This is a genomic window from Actinomycetospora aurantiaca (genome assembly GCF_037401875.1).
In the GTDB taxonomy this organism is placed as follows: domain Bacteria; phylum Actinomycetota; class Actinomycetes; order Mycobacteriales; family Pseudonocardiaceae; genus Actinomycetospora; species Actinomycetospora aurantiaca.
Genome location: NZ_JBBEGN010000002.1, coordinates 141007 through 162904 on the forward strand (window position 1 = coordinate 141007; position 21898 = coordinate 162904).

Annotated in this window: 17 protein-coding genes; 7 read left to right on the plus strand and 10 right to left on the minus strand. The window is 73.7% G+C overall.

Going from position 1 to position 21898, the window contains the following annotated elements; translation table 11 throughout:
- Positions 1-127 precede the first annotated feature (127 nt).
- Entirely contained in the window at positions 128-1240 is a 1113-nt protein-coding gene (locus tag WCD74_RS05230) for a T6SS phospholipase effector Tle1-like catalytic domain-containing protein (RefSeq protein ID WP_337693779.1), read from the minus strand.
- A complete protein-coding gene (locus tag WCD74_RS05235) occupies positions 1240-2979 on the minus strand; it encodes a peroxidase family protein (protein ID WP_337693780.1) in 1740 nt (579 codons plus the stop codon). Before WCD74_RS05235 ends, WCD74_RS05230 begins: the two co-directional genes overlap by 1 nt.
- Positions 2980-3349: 370 nt before the next feature.
- On the opposite strand from WCD74_RS05235, the gene WCD74_RS05240 reads away from it, so the two are divergent.
- On the plus strand, positions 3350-6073 hold the full coding sequence (locus WCD74_RS05240; protein WP_337693781.1) for a helix-turn-helix transcriptional regulator: 2724 nt from the start codon (positions 3350-3352) through the stop codon (positions 6071-6073).
- A gap of 9 nt (positions 6074-6082) precedes the next feature.
- Here WCD74_RS05240 and WCD74_RS05245 read toward each other — a convergent pair whose 3' ends face one another.
- Complete coding sequence (locus WCD74_RS05245) at positions 6083-6985, minus strand: LysR family transcriptional regulator (protein ID WP_337693782.1); 903 nt, start codon at positions 6983-6985, stop codon at positions 6083-6085.
- A 72-nt stretch (positions 6986-7057) separates the two neighbouring features.
- Here WCD74_RS05245 and WCD74_RS05250 point away from each other — a divergent pair, with 72 nt between their 5' ends.
- On the plus strand, positions 7058-7294 hold the full coding sequence (locus WCD74_RS05250; protein WP_337693783.1) for a hypothetical protein: 237 nt from the start codon (positions 7058-7060) through the stop codon (positions 7292-7294).
- 61 nt (positions 7295-7355) lie between these two features.
- Here WCD74_RS05250 and WCD74_RS05255 read toward each other — a convergent pair whose 3' ends face one another.
- On the minus strand, positions 7356-7646 hold the full coding sequence (locus tag WCD74_RS05255) for a YiaA/YiaB family inner membrane protein (RefSeq protein WP_337693784.1): 291 nt from the start codon (positions 7644-7646) through the stop codon (positions 7356-7358).
- 29 nt (positions 7647-7675) lie between these two features.
- The gene (locus tag WCD74_RS05260; protein WP_337693785.1) at positions 7676-8293 is read right to left on the minus strand and encodes a TetR/AcrR family transcriptional regulator; all 618 of its coding nucleotides are present in this window, start codon (positions 8291-8293) and stop codon (positions 7676-7678) included.
- Positions 8294-8332: 39 nt separating this feature from the next.
- On the opposite strand from WCD74_RS05260, the gene WCD74_RS05265 reads away from it, so the two are divergent.
- Genes WCD74_RS05265 through WCD74_RS05275 form a run of 3 tightly spaced genes read left to right on the plus strand, consistent with a single transcriptional unit; the run spans position 8333 to position 12018 of the window.
- The gene (locus tag WCD74_RS05265; protein WP_337693786.1) at positions 8333-9718 is read left to right on the plus strand and encodes a cytochrome P450; all 1386 of its coding nucleotides are present in this window, start codon (positions 8333-8335) and stop codon (positions 9716-9718) included.
- Positions 9719-9770: 52 nt separating this feature from the next.
- Positions 9771-10502 (plus strand): response regulator transcription factor, encoded by a 732-nt coding sequence (locus WCD74_RS05270; protein ID WP_337693787.1) that lies wholly within the window; start codon positions 9771-9773, stop codon positions 10500-10502.
- A 13-nt stretch (positions 10503-10515) separates the two neighbouring features.
- The gene (locus tag WCD74_RS05275; RefSeq protein ID WP_337693788.1) at positions 10516-12018 is read left to right on the plus strand and encodes a sensor histidine kinase; all 1503 of its coding nucleotides are present in this window, start codon (positions 10516-10518) and stop codon (positions 12016-12018) included.
- Here the strand turns inward: WCD74_RS05275 and WCD74_RS05280 are convergent.
- Positions 12015-12308, minus strand: coding sequence for a hypothetical protein (locus WCD74_RS05280; protein WP_337693789.1), 294 nt, complete (start codon positions 12306-12308; stop codon positions 12015-12017). The two genes, WCD74_RS05275 and WCD74_RS05280, sit on opposite strands and share 4 nt — an antisense overlap.
- A gap of 144 nt (positions 12309-12452) precedes the next feature.
- Between WCD74_RS05280 and WCD74_RS05285 the strand changes: the two genes are divergently transcribed.
- On the plus strand, positions 12453-14096 hold the full coding sequence (locus WCD74_RS05285) for an N-acetylmuramoyl-L-alanine amidase (protein ID WP_337693790.1): 1644 nt from the start codon (positions 12453-12455) through the stop codon (positions 14094-14096).
- An 82-nt stretch (positions 14097-14178) separates the two neighbouring features.
- On the opposite strand, the gene WCD74_RS05290 is transcribed toward WCD74_RS05285, so the two are convergent.
- Positions 14179-14514 carry a DUF1918 domain-containing protein gene (locus tag WCD74_RS05290; protein WP_337693791.1) on the minus strand — a complete coding sequence of 112 codons (336 nt, stop codon included), beginning with the start codon at positions 14512-14514 and terminating at the stop codon, positions 14179-14181.
- Between the two features lie 110 nt (positions 14515-14624).
- A complete protein-coding gene (locus tag WCD74_RS05295; protein ID WP_337693792.1) occupies positions 14625-17153 on the minus strand; it encodes an ATP-dependent Clp protease ATP-binding subunit in 2529 nt (842 codons plus the stop codon).
- A gap of 227 nt (positions 17154-17380) precedes the next feature.
- Here WCD74_RS05295 and WCD74_RS05300 point away from each other — a divergent pair, with 227 nt between their 5' ends.
- The gene (locus WCD74_RS05300; RefSeq protein ID WP_337693793.1) at positions 17381-18400 is read left to right on the plus strand and encodes an NADP-dependent oxidoreductase; all 1020 of its coding nucleotides are present in this window, start codon (positions 17381-17383) and stop codon (positions 18398-18400) included.
- Positions 18401-18461: 61 nt separating this feature from the next.
- On the opposite strand, the gene WCD74_RS05305 is transcribed toward WCD74_RS05300, so the two are convergent.
- Complete coding sequence (locus WCD74_RS05305; RefSeq protein ID WP_337693794.1) at positions 18462-20513, minus strand: PhoX family protein; 2052 nt, start codon at positions 20511-20513, stop codon at positions 18462-18464.
- A 104-nt stretch (positions 20514-20617) separates the two neighbouring features.
- Positions 20618-21844: a CynX/NimT family MFS transporter gene (locus WCD74_RS05310; protein ID WP_337693795.1), complete on the minus strand. Its 1227-nt coding sequence runs from the start codon at positions 21842-21844 to the stop codon at positions 20618-20620.
- Positions 21845-21898 lie beyond the last annotated feature (54 nt).

Genomic DNA, 21898 nt, shown 5'->3' on the forward strand with positions numbered 1-21898 from the left:
TCACGGCGGATCGACGACCGAAGGCCTACTCGGTCGCCGTCCTGCGGGCGGACGCGACCCGGGGACGGTCGGCGCCGCGGCGGAGCCGCCGCACGGACCGCCCACAGCGGGCCCGTGCGGCGGGGTCCTACGCCGGCACCACCACCTCGGGCGTCGCGGGATCGGCCGACGGCCATCGAAGCGGTACCTCGCTGACGCGGCCCTGCTGCACGGCCTCCCCGAAGTTCGCGTGCGGTGGAGTGCCCACGACGGTCGAGGCCACCGACTCGTCGCGCCCGCCGACGGGCGGGTCCCCCTCGCGCTTGAAGCCGCGGTCGGCCAGGCCACCCGCGAGACGCCAAATGAAGCCCTGCGTCGACGGCTCACGCCCGGGATCGGGCCGCACCGTCGTGCCACGACGTCGGGCTCGTTCGGTGTCGGGTCCCGTCTCCTGGAAGGCGTCGTCGACGAAGGCGAGCCCGTTCGAGCGCGCTCGCTCGGCGAGCCAGAGCAGGGCGATGTCGGAGAGGGCGGCGTCGGACGCCCCGCCGCCGACCTCCGAGTGCACACCTCGGAACCAGACCTGCTCGACGCGCTGATCGGTGGCGCCGGTCCACAGCGACGGCTTGTACGCCACACGGCGTTCGTCGATCGCCAGAGCGTGGCAGGCGTGTTCGACGGAGGGCCCGAGGTCGGTGTGGTGGAAGGCCCAGCGACCGTTCAACACCTTGCCGAGCCCAGGGCCCGAGAACGGGATGCCGAGCGCGCCGACGGTGTCGAAGACACCCAGGAAGCGGATCGTCACCTTCCGCCCGTAGGTCCGTCGGAAGAGGTCGGCCGCGATACCGCCCGGCAGTTCGTCGGGTTTCCTGCTCCGGTAGATGCGGTAGGCCTCGTCCACCCGGTCGACGTGTGCTCGACGGAGCAGTCCACAGTTCTCGACCAACCCCGCGACGCTGCGCACCGTGAATGCGCCTCGGCTGAAGCCGATGAGGTAGATGTGATCGTCCTCGTCGACGTTCTCCGCCAGGAACCGGTAGGCCTCCCGCACGTTGCGGGAGAGACCGAAGCCGAACACCCCACCAGGAATCCGCTCACCGACACCCGTGCCCACACCCGGGTCGTAGGAGACGACCTGCTCGACCCCGTCCGCGCTCTTCTCCGCGACGTTGAGCGCGAACTTCACGACGTTAGTGGGGGATCCGCCCGCCGGGTCCGCCACGTTCCAGGTGCCGTCGCAGCACACCACCACACGCTTCATCAGCGAGGAGCCAGCACGCCCGCGAGGCGAAGCAGATCGGCGATCTCCGTGATCTGGAAGGGGTTCGCTCCGGAGAAGATCGGCTCCTGGGCCGGGCTCCAGTCCTCGTCTACGGAGAGGTAGGACGCCGGATCCTTCTTCAGCTCGCCGATGAGGGTCTCCGCGACGATGCGCCCCCCGACCGGCCCGAGTCCGTTGCCTCCCCGACGGACTTCGGCCTCCCGGAGGATGTAGAACCAGAGGGGGGTCGATTCGAGGAAGTCTCCGTCGAGCAGCGCGTGTCGCACCAACCGACCCGGAGCCGGGGGTCCGGCGAGGATCTCGTCCGGTGTCAGCACCTCGACCTCGTACGCCGCTGCCACAGCCTGCCCCGTCGGCATGGCGAGCTTGTAGCCACGCAGGAGGTTGCGGACGGCGAGCCGCTTGAGCATGTCCTTGATCGCGTCGGGCTGGTCGTTGCCCTCGTTGCTCATCGAGTCCAGGGGCAGCGCCAGGTTCGTGTCGATCCGGCGTGCCATCTGGTCCTTGGGTGCCCCGTCACCACCGACGAGCCGATCCCACTCAGCGGGCCAGTTGTCGGGCAACTGGTCGGCGTCGAAACCGGTGACGTCGAGACCGAGCTTGCCGCCGCCCGTGAAGGCGAACAGGAGATCGAACGGCGAACGGGTCTCGTCGTTGGGGTCCCCGTCTGCCCGCCCGAAATTGCGGTTCCAGTCGTAGCTTCCACGCACCATCGAGTGCCCAAAGCGGAAGGCGGCGGTGGCGAACTCCAGGGGCATGCAGAGTCGGTCTTGCGTGAAGAATTTCGGGTCGGAAACGGCGGAGATGCTCTCGGTGTCCACGAGTTTCACGAGGAAGTCGTTCCGCACGAGCCACTGATAGGTCCACCGGAGGATGCGTTGCGCCTCGCTGAGCAGCGTGTTCTGCGGCTGGCCGGCGTCTTGGAGTCGGTCGACGATCGCGTTGTGGGCCAGCAGGAAGGCGACGTGGAGCTGCGCGACGATGAGGTTCTCGTCATTGCGCGGATCGCCGATGCGAGCCTTCTTGTTCACGCGGGGGAGATCCCGCCTGTCTGGCTCGCCGACAGCCGAGCCCGGTCCGCACGGTACACCCGGGATCTTGTCGAGCGGCCGTCCTGCCCCGGCGTCGACGCACGGGCCGAGGTCCAGGCGGAGGCCACCGATGTAGGGCACGACGGGGTCGGTCGGACCGATCCCGTACACCGAATCGAGGTTCAGTGCCGGCTCCCTCAGGTTCTCTAGCGTTCCGGTCACGAAGTCGGGTGCGGCGGGAACGGGCTCCGTGATGTCGATTCCAGGGAAGTTGGTGTTGGTGTTCAGCGTCAGGTCGTGGTCGATGAACTGGCCGAAGTACGTGTAGATGGCCGGGATGTCCGAGTCCTCGGTATTCGTGTCGGAGTCCTCGATCATCGCCGACCCCAGGGCGCGTAGTGCCGTGACCACCGCGACCGGGTTGTCCTCCGGGAGGCGTTCGGCCCCGGGGAAGAGGTAGACGAAATCGGTGGTCGCGGGTGCGTCATCGCCCGGCAGCGCCGCTGAGACCGGAGTGACGTCGACCCGGCCCCCGGCCGCCTGGAAGTCCGCGTCGGGCACGACCTGCCCACCGTGGTGCACCAGCCCGGTGAAGGCGCGGTACCGGTACGGAGGACGCGGCGGAGGCCCGCCGCCCTCGTCGGGGTCGCTGGCTCCGGTCGGCGCCTTGGTGTCGGTCGTGGTCATGGCAGGACCCCCCGTGTGGTGGATTCGTCCGTCGATGGGCCGTCCCTCTCCGTGGCCGGCCCGGACGGCGACGATTCCGAAGCGCTCCTGAGGCGGGTATCAGGGACGACCACGGGGTGCTTCTCCTCTCGATCACCGTCGAATTCGAGGAATGCTGCCCGCCGTGTCCAATCGATCGCGCTCGGTGCTCCCCGTGCGCCCAGCGTCATCGAATCAGTCTTCGCAGTAGTGATGCGCACGGCGGTAGTAGGGAGTTCTTCCGGGATTCGGAGCCACTTTCGAGAACCTTTCGCCGCCGGTACCCGAGAGGCGGATTCACCCACGTGCGCCACGCGGCCAGGCTTCTCGTGACGAGGCGAGAGGGGCTCGGGTGCGACGGCCGACCGAGGTGGACGACCCGTTGGCACGTCGTCGGGAGATCGCGCTCCTCACCCGGGACGTCCACGCGGCGCGCGAGGGCGGCGTGGTCCGGCTCGTGCGCGGGGAGCCGGGGAGCGGGAAGACGACCCTCGTCGAGCACGTCGCCGCCGTCTCGGGGCGACGGGTGGTCCGCGCCCGGGCGGCGCCGGGGGAGAGCGCCCTGCCGTTCGCGGTCGCGGCGGATCTCCTCCTCCCCCTGCGCCCCAGTTTCGGTGCCCTCCCGGCCGTCCAGCGGGAGGCGCTCGAGGTGAGCCTGTCCCTGCGGCCCGGGTCCGCGGGCTCGCCGCTCACGGTGTGCACGGCGGCGCTCGGTGCCCTCGCCGCCGCAGCGGAGCGGTCACCGCTGCTCGTCCTGGTCGACGACTTCCCCTGGGCCGATGCGGCGTCCCGCCGCCTGCTCCTGTTCGTGGCGCACCGGCTGGCCCCGGAGCGGCTCGCCCTGCTCCTGACCGGCCGCGACGAGGTCCCGGACGACCCGGACACGGCCGGGCTCCCCACCCTCGACCTCGGGCCGCTGCCGCGGGACGAGGCCCGCGGGCTCGCACGCTCCGTCGCACCGCACGCTCACGAGGGCGCCGTCGAGGACCTGGTCGACCGGGCCCAGGGCAACCCGCTCGCCCTCGTCGAGACGGCCCGCGAGCTCGCAGGCACGGCCGGCTCCCCGTCGCCGGGCCTGCACCGGACCTGGGACGCCGCACTCGACGCCGTCCCGGCCGGGACCGCCGAGTCGCTGGCGGTCCTCGCGCTCGGCCGCGACACCGGGCGCGCCGCGCTGGAGCCCGTCCTCGCCGACCTCGGGCTCGCGATCACGGACCTCGCACCCGCGGTCGCGCGCCGGCTCGTCGTCGTCGGGAAGGACGAGATCGTCCTGCGGCACGGCCTGCTGCGGACGGCGATCCTCGCGCGCACGGCGCTCGACCGACGCGCCGCCATCCTGGAACGGCTGGCCGCGCACACCGACGAGCACCTGGCGGTCTGGTACACCGCCGGCGCGACGACGGGGGTCGACGACGCCCTGGCCGACCGGCTGGCCGAGGCCGCGCGCCGGGCCCGCGACCGGGCCGCCCCGCTGGACGCGGCGCACGCGTGGACGCGGGCGGCCGGCCTGACCTCCGACACGACGGTCCGCACGCGGCGGCTGCTCCAGGCCGCGGTCGACGCCCAGCTCGGCGGGCGCAACGACCTCGCCCGGGCCCGGTGCGAGGAGGGACTGCGCCTGACGCCCCCGCCGGAGCTGGCGGCGGACCTGGAGCTGGTCCGCACCCGGTGCCTGATGTGGCTGGGCCGCCCGCGCGCGGCCGTCGCGGGCGCGGTCCGCGCGTCGGACGCCGTGATGGCCCACGACCCCGGCCGGGCGGTCGCCCTGCGGGCCGAGGCGGCGCTGCCGTGCGCCCTGACCGGCGACGTCAGGCGCATGGTGGCCCTCGCCCACGAGGTCCGGGACGTGGCCAGCGGCGCCACCGGCGCGGTGCCGCCGGGGGTGTCGACGCTGGTCGGGTACGCCGAGGCGCTGGCAGGTCGCCTCGCGGCCGCTCGGAGCGCACTCGACGAGGCGACCTGGGTCCTGCCGCCCGCCGACCCGCGCCGCGACGGACACGCCGTGGCGACGCACGCCCTGGCGCTGCACTTCGCCGAGCGCCCGCGGCGGGCCCGGGAGCTGGTGGACCAGGTGGTCGACACCGCACGCACGGCCGGGGCGCCGGTCCTGCTCGCCTTCGCGCTGCTGGTGCGGGCGGAGACGGAGAGCGCGGCGGGGCAGTGGGCGGAGGCCTGTGCGGACGCGAGCGAGGGAGCTGCCTGGGCCGAGGAGTTCGACCAGGTCGCGAGCCGTGCCCTCGCGGCCCTGGTCCTGGCACGGATCGACGCCGCGCGGGGCGACTCGGCGTCGTGCCGCCGCCGGGTCGACGGGGCTCTCGCCGCCGCCGGGCCGCAGGGCTTCGACAGCATCACGGTGTACGCCGCGGCGGCGCTCGGCGCCGACGCCCTGGCCCGCGGCGAGGCCGAGACCGCGGTCGCCCACCTGGACACCGCGCGGACCCTCTGCGACGACCACGGCATGGCCAACCCCGTCGTCGTCCCCTTCGTCGCCGACCTCGTCGAGGCGCACGTCCACGTCGGGGACCGCGACGGCGCGGCCGAGGCGCTGGACTGGATCGACTCCCGGTCCGACGCCGGGCTCGCGGTCGCGGTCGGGGCGGCAGCCCGCGGTCAGCTCGCCGAGCACCCCGACGAGGCGGAGGCGGCGTTCGCTCTCGCCTACACCCGCCTGGACCCGCTCGACCGGCCCTTCGAGCACGCACGGACCCTCCTGGCGCACGCCGCGACCCGACGGCGGTGGCGACGCGCGGTCCCCGCCCGCCCGCTGCTGCTGGAGGCCCACACCCGCTTCACCGCCCTCGGGGCGCGGCCCTGGGCGGAGCGGGCCCGCGTCGAGCTGGCCGCGACCGGGCACCGGACCGCCCCCGACCCGGCGACGGGGGGCGACGGTCTGACACCCCAGGAGTTCCAGGTCGCGCGGTTCGTGAGCGAGGGACGCAACAACGTCGAGACCGCCGCCGCGCTCTTCGTCTCGCGCAAGACGGTCGAGGCCCACCTGACGCGGGTCTACCGCAAGCTCGGGGTGCGCTCGCGCAAGGAGCTGGTCGCGGCCCTCCGCGCACGCGGGACCGCGTGACCGGCCGACTCACGCCTCCCGGCGGGACCGGAGCACGTCGATCATCGCGGCGGTGGCGGGCGAGGGATCCGGCAGGGTGAGCGCCTCGATGCGCCGCACCACCCGCGGACGCAGCCGCCGCAGGACGACCGCACGACCCATCTGGTGCACCGCCAGGTCGGGCACCAGCGCCACGCCGACCCCGGACTCGACCAGTCCCGACACCATCGGGAAGTCGTCCGAGTCGAACGCGATGTCGGGGGTGAAGCCCGCCGTCGTGCACATGTCGACGAGCTGCTCGCGGCACAGGCTCCCGGCGTCGCGGATCCAGGCCGCGTCGCGCAGCGTCGAGACGTCGATCTCGTCGCTCGGGACGGAGGTGCCCTCCAGCGCGGGGTGGCCGGCCGGGAGCGCCACGTTGACGATGTCGTCGGTCAGGAAGGTCGCCGTGAGGCCGTCGGCGTCCAGGCCGGGACCGGGCACGTAGCCGAAGGTGATGGCGAGGTCGAGGTCGCCGTCGCGCAGCAGGTCCGGGCACTCGTCGGGCTCGCGCAGCTCCAGGGACAGCCGGATCGTCGGGTGGCGGCGGCGGAACGCCCCGATCGCCGAGGGCAGCAGCCGGGCCCCGGCGCTGGCGAACGACGCGAGCCGCAGGCGGCCGGCGCGCAGGGCGGTGAGGTCGGCCACCTCCTCGGCGGCCCGCGAGAGGCGGTTCGCGACGACGTCGGCGTGCTCGACGAGCAGCGCCCCGGCCTCGGTGGGCTGCACCCCGCGCGCGTGGCGGACCAGCAGGGGTGTCCCCGTGTCCCGCTCGAGCGCCGCGACCTGCTGCGAGACCGCGGACGGCGTGTAGCCGAGCTCCACCGCGGCCGCGGTCATGGAGCCGGCGCGGACGACGGCCCGCAACGTGAGGAGGCGCCGCGCGTCGAGCATGAAGTGCAGCTTAAGCCCCGGCCGTGAAGTATTCGCTGGTCACGACGCCGGGGCGAACGCACCATCGAGGACGTGAAGCTCACTTGGGACGCCCTGACGCGGTTCTGGGCGGAGCAGCAGGAACTGTCCGAGCGCCGTCACCTGCTGGACCGCCCGTGGGAGGAACGGTTCCTGCACTGGGCGTGGGAGGACGGCGGCTACGTGCTGCACGGCGAGCTGCTGCCGTCCTCGCGGCGGCGGATGTCGACGACCCGCGGGGGCTGGTGCCGGCGTGCAGCCGGGCGGCCGTCGCCGCACCCGCCGCGCTGACGGAGCTCGATTTCCTGTCACTGGGTGCCAGCAGTGACGCTTTGCTGGCACCGGCAGGTGCTCATCCCGTACCCGACGAGAACGGGTCGTGCTCCGCGAGCAGCTTGTCCAGGCGGGCCTGGTCGACCCGGCTGACGATCGTGCCCTCGTCCTGGCGGTCGCGGATCACCTTGGCGAGGGTGAACGCCGAGGTCACGCACCAGAGCAGGCCCACGGCCAGGAAGCCGCGGGTCCAGCCGTCGACGGGCAGGTAGACGAGGCCGATGCCGAGCGCGAGCAGCGCCGCGGCGAACGAGAGCGCGGCCTGGGCGGCGTAGGCGGCGGTGACGGGGCGGGCGGGTGTGGAGGTCATGCCCCGGAACGGTGCCGCGCGACCCGGCGTCACGAATGCGTGGAGGTACTCATCCCGGTCAGCAGGGCCACGAACGGCACGCGGCACTCGCCGCGCACCCGCTCCCGGTCCTCGGGTGGGGTGCGCGCGAGGAGCTGCCCGGCGGCACCCAGCATGCCGAAGGCGACGCTGACCGTGGCCTCGGTGCGCATCGAGGCCGCGATCATCCCGCCGTCGACCATCCCCGCGATCAGGTCGTCGAGCAGCGCGTAGGAGTACTTCTCCTCGCAGCGCCGCCAGCCGTCCCAGCCCAGGGCCACGGGCGCCTCGCGGAACACGATCGCCCCGTACACGGGCTCGCAGCAGGCCAGCAGGAACTGGTCGAGCGCGGCGAGGGCGCCGAGCACGGGGTCGGACTCGGCCTCGAACGCCGTCCGCGCCGCCGTGTTCTCGGTCAGCTCCAGCTCGTCGAAGAGCACCTCGAACAGACCGGTCTTGCTGGAGAAGTGGTGGTAGATCGCGCCCTTGGTCACCCGGGCGTCCGCCGCGACGTCGTCGAGGGAGGTCTTGGCGAAGCCGCGCTCGGTGAACAGCCGGGCGGCGGCGTCGAGCAGGGCGCGCCGGGTCGCCTCGGTGTACTCCCCGCGCCGTGTCTTGACCTCTGCCACGTCCGGGAGCATAGTCGCGGTCGGTCACATACTTCGGGTATGTTCCTGACGACGGGTTGGCGAGAGGTGATCGGCATGGCCGCGTTCCTGGTCGACGGTGCCCGCTCCGGCGTGCCCTCCACCCCTGCGCTGGCGGTGCGCTGGGGGCTCACGCACGGACTGCTGCGGACCGCGATCGCGTCCCGGGAGCGGGCGGGCAACGCCGACGCCCGACTGCTGCGCGATCCCGCCGTGCAGGCCGAGCCGTGGGAGCACTACCGCGAGCTCCGGGAGCACCGCCCCTTCGCGCGGGGGCCGATGGGGCACGTCACGGCCCACCACGACCTGTGCACCGCCGTGCTGCGCAGCGACGACTTCGGGGTCGCCGAGCGGGAGACGGTCTTCCCGGCGCCAGTGCGCGCCGGGATGCGCCTGATCGGCCCGCGGCGCTACGCGAGCGTGGACGACGCCCCCTCGATGCTGGCGGTCGACCCGCCGGACCACGCGCGCTACCGCCGCCTGGTCAGCCGGGCGTTCACCGCGAAGGCGGTGGCCGCGCTGCGCACGCGGACCGAGGAGATCGTCGCCGACCTGCTCGACGAGCTCGAGCCGGACCTGCGCCGCGGCCCGGTCGACCTGGTCCCGCGCTTCGCCGCGCAGGTGCCCGTCACGGTGATCGCGGAGATGCTCGGCGTCCCGCCGGACATGCGGGCGCAGCTGCTGACCTGGGGCGACGGCGCCGCGGCGAGCCTCGACTTCGGCCTGCCCTGGTCGCTCTACGCGGAGTCCGAGCGCTCGCTGGCCGCCTTCGACGGGTGGCTGCGCGGCCACCTGCGCAGCCTGCGGAGCCACCCCGGCGACGACCTGCTGTCCCGGCTCGTGAGCGTCTCCGACGACGACGGCTCGGGTCTGAGCGAGCAGGAACTCGTCGCCACGTCGATGCTCATCCTCGCCGCCGGCTTCGAGACCACGGTCAACCTCATCTCCAACGGGGCGCAGCGGTTGTTCGCCCACCCCGACCAGCAGGCGGTGCTGGCCGGGCAGCCGGACCTGTGGCCGAACGCGGTCGACGAGGTCCTGCGCCACGACTCGCCGGTGCAGCGCACGGCCCGGCTCGCCCGACGTGACACCGAGGTGGAGGGCGTGCCGGTGCGCGCGGGGGAGATCGTGGTGACGGTCCTCGGGGCGGCCAACCGCGATCCGGCCGTCTTCACCGACCCGGACCGCTTCGACGTGGCACGCGCCAACGCCCGCGAGCACGTCGCCTTCTCCAGCGGGATCCACTACTGCCTGGGGGCCGCGCTCGCCCGGATGGAGGGCGAGGTGGCCCTCCGGGAGCTGTTCACCCGCTTCCCCGGGCTGCACGCGACGGGCACGCCGACCCGCCGGCCCACCATCATCCTGCGGGGCTGGAAGAGCATGCCGGTGGCGCTCGCGCACAGCTGACGCACAGGGTTCGCCCAGCTCGGGCGAATCGGGCGGTGTCATCGTGGGCGTCATGAACGCAGCAGTCCGCGCCGAGCTCCGGCGACCCGACGGCAGCCCGGTCCGCGCCCTGGTCGTCGACGACGAGCCGACGCTGGCCGACCTGCTCTCGATGGCGCTGCGCTACGAGGGCTGGGACGTCCGGTCCGCGGTCGACGGCCAGAACGCGGTCACCCAGGGCCGGGAGTTCCGCCCCGACGTGGTCGTGCTCGACGTCATGCTGCCCGACATCGACGGGTTCGAGGTGCTGCGCCGGCTGCGCGCCGACAACCCGGACGTGCCGGTCCTGTTCCTCACCGCCCGCGACGCCGTCGAGGACCGCGTCGCCGGGATCACCGCGGGCGGCGACGACTACGTGACGAAGCCGTTCAGCCTCGAGGAGGTCGTGGCCCGGCTGCGCGGCCTGCTGCGCCGCGCGGCCGTCGCGACCGCCGTGCGGGGCGACGCCGGCCTCGTCGTCGGGGACCTCACCCTGGACGAGGACTCCCACGAGGTGTTCCGCGGCGGCGCGCAGATCGACCTGACCGCGACCGAGTTCGAGCTGCTGCGCTTCCTCATGCGCAACCCGCGCCGCGTGCTGTCCAAGGCGCAGATCCTCGACCGCGTGTGGAACTACGACTTCGGCGGCCAGTCCAACATCGTCGAGCTCTACATCTCCTACCTGCGCAAGAAGATCGACGCCGGCCGCGCCCCGATGATCCACACGGTGCGCGGGGCCGGGTACGTGCTCAAGCCCGCCGGGTGACACCGTGCGGTTCATGCGCTCGCTGCAGGCGAGGATCGTCCTGACGACCGTCGTGCTCCTGGTCGTCGTCTGCGCGGTGGTGGGGGTGGGCGCGGCGCTGTCGCTGCGGCACTACCTGACCCAGCAGCTCGACGGCGAGGTCGTCGGCCTGCTGCAGGGCGCGTCCGGTCCGACACCGGTCGGCGGTCGGCGTCCGCCACCGCCCGACGCCGGGGGCGGCTTCGGTGGTGGCGACACGCCCCAGGGCCGGATCGAGGTGCGCAGCACGGGGGGCACCGTCGCGTCCGCGGTCTCGCTCGGGTTCCGCGGCACCGACGCGCCGTTGCCGCCGTCCGCGGTGGCACCGGTCCTCGCGGTGACCCCCGACGACGACAGGGACGACGAGGGACCACCTGACGTCACGACCGTCGAGCTGCCGCAGCTCGGGGGCAGCTACCGCGTCGCCGCCCGGACGGCCGCCGACGGCTCCGTGGTCGCGGTCGGGGTCTCGACGGACCGGATGGACGCGACGGTCGGGCGGCTGGCGCTCAACGAGACGATCATCTTCGCGGGCGGGGTGCTGGTGGCGGGGATCGTGGCGGCGGTCGCGACCCGCACGACGCTGCGCCCCCTGCACCGGGTGTCGGCGACCGCCCGGCGCGTCTCGGAGCTCCCGCTCGAGCGCGGCGAGGTCCAGCTGGAGGACCGGGTCCCCGAGGCCGACGCGGATCCGCGGACGGAGATCGGGCAGGTCGGCGTCGCGTTCAACCGGATGCTCGACCACGTGGCCCGGTCCCTCGCGGCGCGCCAGGAGTCCGAGACCCGGGTGCGGCGGTTCGTGGCGGATGCCTCCCACGAGCTGCGCACCCCGCTCGCGGCGATCCGCGGGTACTCGGAGCTGGCGGGCCGCCGCACCCACGAGATGCCGCCCGAGGTGGGCGCGATGCTCGAGCGGGTGGGCTCCCAGACCGAGCGCATGACGCTGCTGGTCGAGGACCTGCTGCTGCTCGCCCGGCTCGACGCGGGCCGCCCGCTCGCCCGGGAGACCGTCGACCTGGTGCGCCTGGTCGTCGACGCGGTCTCCGACGCCCACGCGGCCGCGCCCGGGCACCACTGGACGCTGGACCTGCCCGACGACGAGCCCGACGAGGCCGCCGGGGACGTGCTCGTCGTCGGGGACCCGGAGCGGCTGCACCAGGTGGTGGCGAACCTGCTGGCGAACGCGCGGACCCACACGCCGGAGGGGACGGACGTCGTCGTCGAGCTCACGCGCGTCGACGACCGGGTGCGGCTGGTGGTCCGCGACGACGGGCCGGGCATCGCGCCCGATCTCCTCCCGCACGTGCTGGAACGGTTCGCCCGGGGCGACGCGGGCCGGGCGCGCACGACCGGGTCCACCGGGCTCGGACTCTCGATCGTCGCCGCGGTGGTCGCCGAGCACGGCGGCACCGTCGAGGTCACGAGCGTGCCGGGGGACACGCGGACGACGGTGACGCTGCCGGCGGCGCCGGTGCGGGCGGAGCTCGCCCCCCGTTAGCGCTCCGGGAGGCGCTCGAGGAGCCGGTCGAGCTTGGACTCCACGCGGTCGAGACGCTCGCCGAGCTCGGTCAGCGTCCGGAAGGCGGTCGCGTCGGTGTTGAGCACGGCGTCCAGCCCGGACATGCGCACCGGCGAGCCCGGTACCCGCGAGCCGTGGCGCTCGGGCTCGAGGATCGCGGCGTACAGCTCGTTCACCCGGTAGTCCAGGAACGAGAGGATGTCGCCGACCGACACCGGGCGGCCGTACTGGCTGCGGACGTGGTGACGGAGGCTGAGGTCTTCGTCCATGTCGGTGACCCTAGGTCAACAGGCGGCCGATCCGATGGGCTGTCCGGGTGGCACCCGGTCCGGCTGCCTCGCTCCTTCGGGTCGGCACTGTAACGACCGGCGCCCCGTGATCGCTGAAGCCGTCAGTTCCGTCGGGGGAGGATCATGCGGTCGAACAGCAGGTGGCGTCGGGTCGGGCTGGTCGCGGCGCCGGTCGCGCTCGCGATGGCGGTGGGGACGGCGGTGGTCGGGGGCCAGGCGGTGGCCGCTCCGGCGCCGATCACGACGGCGGGCGACCCGCCACCGGTCGCGGCGCTGCCGGCCGCCCGCGCCGTCGAGCCGAAGGTCGAGCGCGAGGCGCTCGGTGCCCCGGCGCCGTCGCCGGACTCCGGGAACGCCCGCCAGGCCTCCAGCCCCGACCCGCTCAAGCTGGTCGCCGTGAGCTGGACCGGGCCGACGCCCGACCTCATCGAGCTCCGCAGCCGCCTCGCGAACGGCGCCTTCGGCGCCTGGACGCGGGTGGACCCGGTCGACGCCGAGCGCGACGGCCGCCGGGCCGCATTCGCGAGCAGCGAGCCGGTGTGGGTCGCCGACAGCCGCGAGGTGCAGGTGCGGGCGGTCGACGACGGCGCCCCGGCCACCCAGCGCGTGGCCCTGACCTCCATCGACCCGGCGACGACCTCCAACGACGCCCGCGCGACCGCCGCGTCGACGAGCAGCCCGGGCCTGCCCAAGGTCGTCACGCGCGCGCAGTGGGGCGCGGACGAGAAGCTGATGACCTGGCCGCCGGAGTACACCCCGACGGTGCGGGCGGTGACGATCCACCACACGGCCGGCACGAACGCCTACACCGCGGCCGACTCCGCGGCCATCGTCCGCGGCATCTACGCCTACCACGCGAAGACGCTGGGCTGGGGCGACATCGGCTACAACGTGCTGGTCGACCGCTTCGGCACCGTGTTCGAGGGCCGCAAGGGCGGCCTCGAGCGCCCCGTGATCGCCGCGCACGCCGGCGGCTTCAACCGCGAGACGTTCGGCATCGGGATGATGGGCGACTTCACCTCGGTGGCCCCGCCCGCGGCCCAGCTGGAGGCGACCGCGAAGCTCGCCGCGTACAAGCTCGGCGGGCTCTACCGCGACCCGAAGGCGACCGTCACGCTGACCAGCGCCGGCGGCGGCACGTCGAAGTACCCGGCCGGTCGCACGGTCACCCTGCCGACGGTGTTCGCGCACCGTGACGTCGGCGCCACCGAGTGCCCGGGCAACACCGGCGTGAAGTCCATGCCGGCGATCCGCGACCGCACGGCCGCCCTCGTCGGGAACCTCGCGACGAACCCGATCCGGACGAAGTGGCTCGCGATGCGCGGCGTGCTGGGCGAGCCGTCCGTGGTGGAGGGCCCGACCGGGCAGGGCGCCCGCGTCACGCGGTTCTCCGGCTCGAACGGGTCGGTCTACTGGTCCTCGACGACGGGTGCGTGGTCGGTGATCGGAGAGATCAACAAGCGGTACGACGCGGTCGGGGCGGCGTCCTCGCCGATCGGCCTGCCGCGCACCGACGAGCGGACCGCCCCGGACGGGCGCGGCCGGTACAACCAGTTCGCCACGGGCTCGATCTACTGGACGCCGCAGACCGGCGCCTGGCCGGTGCGCGGCGCGATCCTCTCCACGTGGACGGCCGCCGGCTCGGAGCGCTCGGCCTACGGCTACCCGCGCTCGGACCAGTACGCGGTCAGCGGTGGCGTCCGCCAGGACTTCGAGCGCGGCTCGCTGTTCCTCCCGAGCGGCGCCTCGACGGCGCGCCGGGTCTGACGCGCGGCCACCCGGGAACGAGCGAAGGGCCCCTCCGGTCGATCTACTCGACCGGAGGGGCCCTTCGCTCGGGACGGCGGCGCTACTTCTGGAAGCGCTCCGCGATCCTGGACGCCGTGTCGGCCACGGCGCGGGCGGCCTTCCCGGTGACGTCCTCCGCGGTCGCCCGGGCCTCGCCGGCCAGCTCGGAGGCCTTCTCGCCGGCCTTCCCGGCGACCTGCTCGACGCGCTCGGAGACCGAGGGCGCCGCGATCGTCGCGTCCGGACCCGGCGTCAGGATCGTCTCGTCGCCGTTGTCGAAGCGGACCCGGTAGGGCGGCCCGTCGGTCCCGAGGATCCCGACGATCGTGCCCGTGCGGTCCGGGGTGTCCACCGCGTTCGCGTGCAGGGTGATCCGGTCACCGACGTCGGCGCTCATGGCGTTCCCCTCTCCCGGGTGCTGGGGACCGGATACCCCGATTCCGCGTGAAGATCACCGGACATGCAGAAGGGCCTCCCACCGGAGGGCCCTTCTGGTCGTCCGCGCGATCAGACCGCCGTGCGCTGGTCCACCGTGAAGGTCAGACCGTCGTCGGACACCCCGACGCGCACCCGGTCACCCGCCGAGAGCTCGTCGCCGAGCAGCATCGCCGAGAGCTGGTTGCCGACCTCGCGCTGGATGGTCCGGCGCAGCGGCCGCGCCCCGAACTCGGGCTGGTAGCCGTGCTCGGAGAGCCAGTCCACCGCCTCGGTGGCGAACTCGATCTCGACCTCGAGGGCCGCCAGCCGCTCGCGGGTCTCGGAGAGCAGCAGGTCGGTGATGGTCCGCAGCTGGGCCTGGTCGAGCCGCTTGAAGACGATCACCTCGTCGATCCGGTTGAGGAACTCCGGCCGGAACGACTCCCGCAGCCGCGGCATCAGCCGCTCCTGCAGGGACTGGTCCGGGTTCACGCCCGAGGGTGCGAAGCCCAGGGCCTGCGTGTTCGTCGTGATGAGCTCCGAGCCCACGTTGCTGGTCATGATCAGCACCGTGTTGCGGAAGTCGACCGTGCGGCCCTGCGAGTCGGTCAGCCGCCCGTCGTCGAGCACCTGGAGCAGCGTGTTGAAGACGTCGGGGTGGGCCTTCTCCATCTCGTCGAGCAGGACCACCGAGTACGGACGACGACGGATCTCCTCCGTCAGCTGCCCGGCCTCGCCGTAGCCGACGTACCCGGGGGGCGAACCCACCAGCCGCGACACGGTGTGGCGCTCGGAGAACTCGCTCATGTCGACGCGGACCATGCGGTCCTCGTCGCCGAACATCGCGGCCGCGAGGGCCTTGGCGAGCTCGGTCTTGCCGACGCCGGTGGGGCCGAGGAACAGGAAGCTGCCGATCGGCCGGTCGGGGTCGCCCAGGCCGGCGCGCGAGCGGCGGACCGCCTCGGCGACGGCGCGGACGGCGTCGTCCTGGCCGACGACCCGCTCGTGGAGCTGGGCCTCCAGCCCGAGCAGGCGCGACCGCTCGGTCTCGGTCAGCTGCGCGACCGGGATGCCGGTCGAGCGGGACACGACCTCGGCGATGTCGTCGACGTCGACCGAGAGCACACCGGGCTGGCCGGACGTGCGCTCGTGGCGGGCCTCCTCCAGCGCCTTCGACGCCGTGGCGACCTCGTCGCGCAGGGCGCCCGCGCGCTCGTAGTCCTCGTCGGCGACGGCCTGGTCCTTGTCGCGCTGCAGCGACTCGAGCCGCCGCTCCAGCTCGCGCGTGTCGGTGTGCGGCGCCTTCGAGCGCAGCCGCTTCCGGGCGCCCGCCTGGTCGACGAGGTCGATGGCCTTGTCGGGCAGGAAGCGGTCGGTGACGTAGCGCTCGGAGAGCTCCGCGGCCGCCGTCAGGGCCTCGTCGGTGAAGCGGACCTGGTGGTGCGCCTCGTAGCGGTCGCGCAGCCCGTGCAGGATCGCGATCGTGTCTCCGACGCTGGGCTCGGGCACCATGACCGGCTGGAAGCGCCGCTCGAGCGCGGCGTCCTTCTCGATCGACTGCCGGTACTCGTCGAGCGTCGTGGCGCCGACGATGTGCAGCTCGCCGCGGGCCAGGGCCGGCTTGAGGATGTTGCCGGCGTCCATGCCGCCACCCTCGCCGGAGCCGCCGGCCCCGACCATGGTGTGCAGCTCGTCGATGAAGACGATCAGGGAGTCGGAGTGCTCGCGGATCTCGGCGACCAGCTTCGTCATCCGCTCCTCGAAGTCACCGCGGTAGCGGGTGCCCGCGACCATGCCGGTGAGGTCGAGCTGGACGATGCGCTTGCCCTCGAGCTGCTCGGGGACCTCGCCGGAGACGATGCGCTGGGCGATGCCCTCGACGACGGCGGTCTTGCCGACGCCGGCCTCGCCGATGAGCACCGGGTTGTTCTTGGTGCGCCGGGAGAGGACCTCGAGGGTCTGGTCGACCTCGTCCTGGCGGCCGATGACCGGGTCCAGCTCGCCCGCGCGGGCCTTGGCGGTCAGGTCGACGCCGAACTGGTCGATCGTCGGGGTGTCGGAGTCCCCGGCCGGGGCGTTGCCGCCGCCGGCCGTCGGACGGCCACCGGTCGAGGCGCTGCGCTGCAGCGACTGCGGGTCGACGCCACGCGACTGCATGGCCTTGCCGGTGGGGGAGTCGGGGTTCGCGGCGAGGGCCAGCACGATGTGCTCCGGCCCGATGTAGCTCGCGCCCAGCGCCCGGGAGATCTGGTGGGCGTCGAGCAGCGTCCGCTTCGCCGTCGGCGTGAGCGACGGCGGCTGGCCGGTGGCCTCACCGCGGGGGAGCTGGCCGTCGGCGTACCGGGCGAGCTCGTCGGCGTCGGCGCCCGTGCCCTCGATCAGGGCACGCAGCGGCGCGACCTGGAGACCGGCGATGAGCAGGTGCCAGGCGTCGAGGTCGGTGTTGCCCCGCTCGGCGGCCTGGGCCGCGGCGGTCCCGACGAGACCGCGGGCCTGCTCGGTCATGAGGGCCGTGATGTCGATGCGCTGGGCGCCCCGCGGCGAGCCGCCGAGGAACCGCGCCAGGAAGTCGTCGAACTGGCCGGACCCGGGGCCGCCGGGACCGAATGCGCTGGTCATGCGTACCTTTCCTGAAGGGTCCTGCCGCCTGCGGCCGGTGGCCTGCGGCGGCTGTCGTGGGACTCAGCAATCGTCGGGCGGGATTCATTCCTGAGCCGGGGAGACTCAGGTCTCCCGCGCTGCCGACCACGGGTGTGAGCGGCTCCGACTCAACCCCTCGCCCGCGCCGGGTGTTCCCCGTCGCCCCCGGATGACACACGGCCGTCGTCGGGGGTAACCGTCGGGACATGACCACCGCACACGAGGTCCACCTGGCCCGCCGCCCGCAGGGCTTCCCGTCGCCCGACGACTTCGCGCTCGTCGAACGCGAGCTGCCGGCTCCCGGCCCCGGTGAGGTCGAGGTCGCGAACCGCTCCTTCTCCGTCGACCCCTACATGCGCGGCCGGATGAACGACGTGCCGTCCTACGTCCCGCCGTTCCGCCTGGACGAGGCCATGGACGGACGGTCGGTCGGGGAGGTCACCGCCGTCGGACCGGACGTGACCGACGTCGCGGTCGGCGACCTCGTCCTCGCCAACCTGGCCTGGCGTGACCACGGCCTGTCGAAGGCGCGGCACCTGCAGAAGGTCCCGGACGTCGACGGCGTCGACCCGCGGGCCTACCTGGGGGTCCTCGGTGCTCCCGGCCTGACGGCCTGGGTCGGGCTGCTGGACGTGGCCGGCTTCCGGTCCGGCGACGCCGTCTTCGTCTCCGGCGCGGCCGGCGCGGTCGGCAGCCTCGTCGGGCAGATCGCGAAGCAGAAGGGCGCGTCGAGGGTGGTCGGCAGCGCCGGCTCGGCCGGGAAGGTCGCCTGGCTGACCGGCGAGCTGGGCTACGACGCCGCCTTCAACTACAAGGACGCACCGGTCGCCGAGCAGCTCGCGAAGGCGATGCCCGACGGCCTGGACGTGTACTTCGACAACGTCGGGTCGGAGCACCTCGAGGCCGCCATCGACGTCGCGAACGACCACGCCCGGGTCGCGGCCTGCGGGGCGATCGCGCACTACAACGACACCGACACCGACCCCACGCCGGGCCCCCGCAACCTCTTCAAGATCGTCAAGAAGCGGCTCGCCATCCAGGGGTTCATCGTCACGGACTCCCTCGACCGCTTCCCGGCGTTCCTCGAGGAGGTCACGCCGTGGGTGGCCGAGGGCCGCGTCACGTTCGCGGAGACCGTGACCGAGGGCGTCGACCACGCCGTCGACGCGTTCCTCGGACTGCTGCGCGGCGAGAACACCGGCAAGGCGCTCGTGGCTGTGCGCTGACGCGCAGGTGAGCACTTTCCCGTGCTCCAGCACGGGAAAGTGCTCACCTGGCGCAGCCACATCACGAGCCGAGGGCACCTCCGTCGGTGCGCCACACCACGACGACGGCGGGTCGGGCCGGGCTCGACCCGCCGTCGGGCCAGTGCGAGACCGGGCGGTCGAGCGAGGCGTCGTCGGCCTCACCGGGGTGCTGCACGGACACCATGGCGCAGTTGCGCATGATCACCGGTCCGCAGGTCTCCGCACCCTTGGGCACCGTCAGGAACTGCTTGACCCGGCCGCGGTCGGCCCCGCCCAGCGACACCGCGAACAGCCCGTCGTTGGAGTCGAGCGCGTTGCCGTCGGTGGAGATCCACAGGTTCCCGTGGGTGGGGTCGAACGCGACGTTGTCCGGGCACGAGATCGGGCTGACCTGGTCCTTCGCGAACCCGGCGAAGTACGTGTCGGCCGCGGCCGGGTCACCGCAGACCAGCAGCAGCGACCACGCGAACGTGCGCGCAGCCGGGTCGGACCCGTCCTCGATCAGCTCCAGCACCTGGCCGTTGGTGTTGTCGGGCCGCGGGTTGGCGGCGTCCGGACCCGGTGCCCCCGGCTCGACCCCGCGCTCGTCGTTGTTGGTCAGTGCCATGTACACCGCGCCCGTCGTCGGGTGCGGCTCGACGTCCTCGGGGCGGTCCATCTTGGTGGCGCCCACGACGTCGGCGGCCTGCCGGGTGAACAGCAGCACCTCGGTCCCGGAGAACCCCGGGACGAACGAGCGGGCCGTGCCGTCGGGCAGCGACTCGACCAGCGGGCGCCACTCGCCGCGCCCCCCGGATCCGCCACCCTCGGTCGGCTCGCCGGTGAAGGTGGCCACGAAGAGCGTGCCCTGGTCGAGCAGCGTCTGGTTGAACGCCCGGTCGGCGGGCGCGGTCCCGGGGCGGGCCTTCGCGGAGGAGACGAACTTGTAGGCGTACTCGAAGCGCTCGTCGTCGCCCATGTACGCGACGGTGGTGCCGTCGGGCATCGTCCGGACCGTTGCGCCCTCGTGCTTGAAGCGGCCGAGCGCGGTGTGCTTGCGGGGCGCCGAGGCCGGGTCGAACGGGTCGAGCTCCACCACCCAGCCGAAGCGGTGCGCCTCGTTCGGCTCGCGGAGCAGGTCGAAGCGGGGATCCGCGGTCTCCCACAGGCGCTCGCTGGCCTCGCCGTCGAGCCCGAGCCGCTCGTAGCGCGCCTTGAGGACCGGGTCCGCGACGGCCGCGCCGTTCGCGAAGTACTGGTCGATGTTCTCCTCGCCGGAGAGCACGGTCGACCACGGGGTCGTGCCGCCCGCGCAGTTGTTCAGCGTGCCCAGCACGGTCCGGCCCTCGGGGTCGGCGCTCGTGCGGACCAGCGGGTCGCCGGCCACGGGACCGGTCAGCGTGAAGGCCGTGGTGGCGGTGACGCGGCGGTTCAGCGGGTCCTGGAGGACTCCCGTCGGCCGTCCCGACGACGGGTCGAGCGCGACCGCGACGACGCTCATCCCGTGCGCGGCCATGCCGATGCGGATCTGCTCGGGCGTGGGCGCCTTCGGGTCGTAGCCGAGGTGCATGAACGGCTCGGTCGTGTACTCGTGGTTGGCGACCATCACCGCCCGCGAGCTGTCCCCCGGGATCGGGATCACGGTGAGGAAGTCGTTGTTGAACCCGAACTGCTGGGCCTGCTTGTCGGCGGTCTGGTTCGCGACGTCGAAGGCGGGCGCCCCCGTGACCACCGGGTCCCCCCAGCGGATCAGCACCTGCTGGGAGTAGCCCTCCGGCACGGTCACCGCGTCCGCGGTGTTCGGCGCCACGGCCGCGAACCCGAGGCCGGGCGACGGCGGGACGGGGGCCGACGACGAGGTCGGTGCCGCGGCCGCGCCGCCCCCGCCCGACCCGCCGCAGGCCGCCAGGGCACCGGAGGCCCCCAGCACCAGGCCGGCCGACAGGACGCTGCGGCGGCTCACCGTGCCGGCGACGACCTCCCGGAACGTCGGGTTGGCGCTGCGGTTGCGCACCGGGGCGTCGCAGGCGTCGCCGCACTTGTAGCGGCAGTGCGTGGCCGAGCGGCGGTGCGTGGCGCGGGGGGTGAGCAGGGGCAGGAGACGGCGGTTCACGTGGCGGAACTCCCGGGTCGTCCGAGCGTGGTGGTGAACCGGACGTTATGCACTGATCACGGACGGACCGGGCACGGCGGGTAAACGGCGGGCGAACCTCGCCCTCACCCGGTGGTCGCCCGGGCGGGGACCTGGGCGGGCGGACCCACGTGCCGGTCCCGGGCGGCGCCGAAGCCGGCCAGGGCCAACGGGACGAGCAGCACCAGCAGCGTGACCACCGGCCAGGTCCACCCGCCGGTGGCGTCCCGGACGGCGCCGAGCGCGAACGGGCCGGCCGCGGCCACGACGTACCCCACGCCCTGGGCCATGCCGGACAGCTCCGAGGTGTGGGCGGCGTCCGGGGAGCGCAGCGTGATCAGGGTCAGGCCCAGCGAGATGCCCACGCCCTGGCCGAGACCGATCAGCACCATCCACACCGGCGCGGACCCGTCGGGGGCGAGCAGCAGGCCCAGGTAGCCGACGACCCACAGGGCGACCAGCAGGCCCACGAGGTGGAACTGGGTCGGCCGGCGGGTCGCGAGGACCGGGGTGAGCGCCGAGGTCACCAGCGAGGCGAGCCCGGTCACCGAGAGGAGCAGACCGGCCTCGGCGGGGGTGCGCCCGCGTTCGACGAACAGCGTCGGGGCCCACGCCGTGAACGAGTAGAACTGCAGCGACTGCAGGCCCATCAGCAGGGTCACCTGCCAGGCCAGCGGCGAGCCCCACAGGCCCCGGACCGGCGCGGGTCGCGGTGCGGCCGGGGCGGCGGCGGCCGCCCGGCGCGCACGCAGCACCCACGGCGACCACGCCGCGACGGCGAGGACCGCGCCGATCGCCCACAGCGCGAGCGCGGGCCGCCAGCCGAGCCCGGTCGCCTGCTCGATCGGCACCATGACCGCGGCCGACAGCGCCCCGCCCGCGGAGATCATCGTCGAGTAGGCCCCGGTCATCGCGCCGGTCCGGTGCGGGAAGTCCCGCTTCACCACGACCGGCATCAGCGTGTTGCCGATGGCGATCGCGACCCCGACGAGCAGGCTGCCGAGCAACAGGGGCGGCAGGGTCGGCACGAGCCGGACCAGCATGCCGGCGGTCAGCACCAGCAGGGCGGCCCACAGCGTCGTCTCCAGCCCGATCCGCCGCGCCAGGCGACCCGCCACCGGCGCGAGCAGGCCGAAGCAGAGGACGGGCAGCGTCGTCACCAGCCCGGCGACGGCACTCGAGATCCCGAGGTCGGCCCGGATCTGGGCCACCAGCGGGGAGACCGCCACCACCGCCGGGCGCAGGTTCAGCGCGATCAGCAGGACCGCGAGCGCGAGCAGGATGGAGCGGGTCCGGCTCGTCGACGGCGACACCCCGACATCCTTCCATCCCGCAACGATCTCGGCGGCCCCGAACGCGCGTGAGGG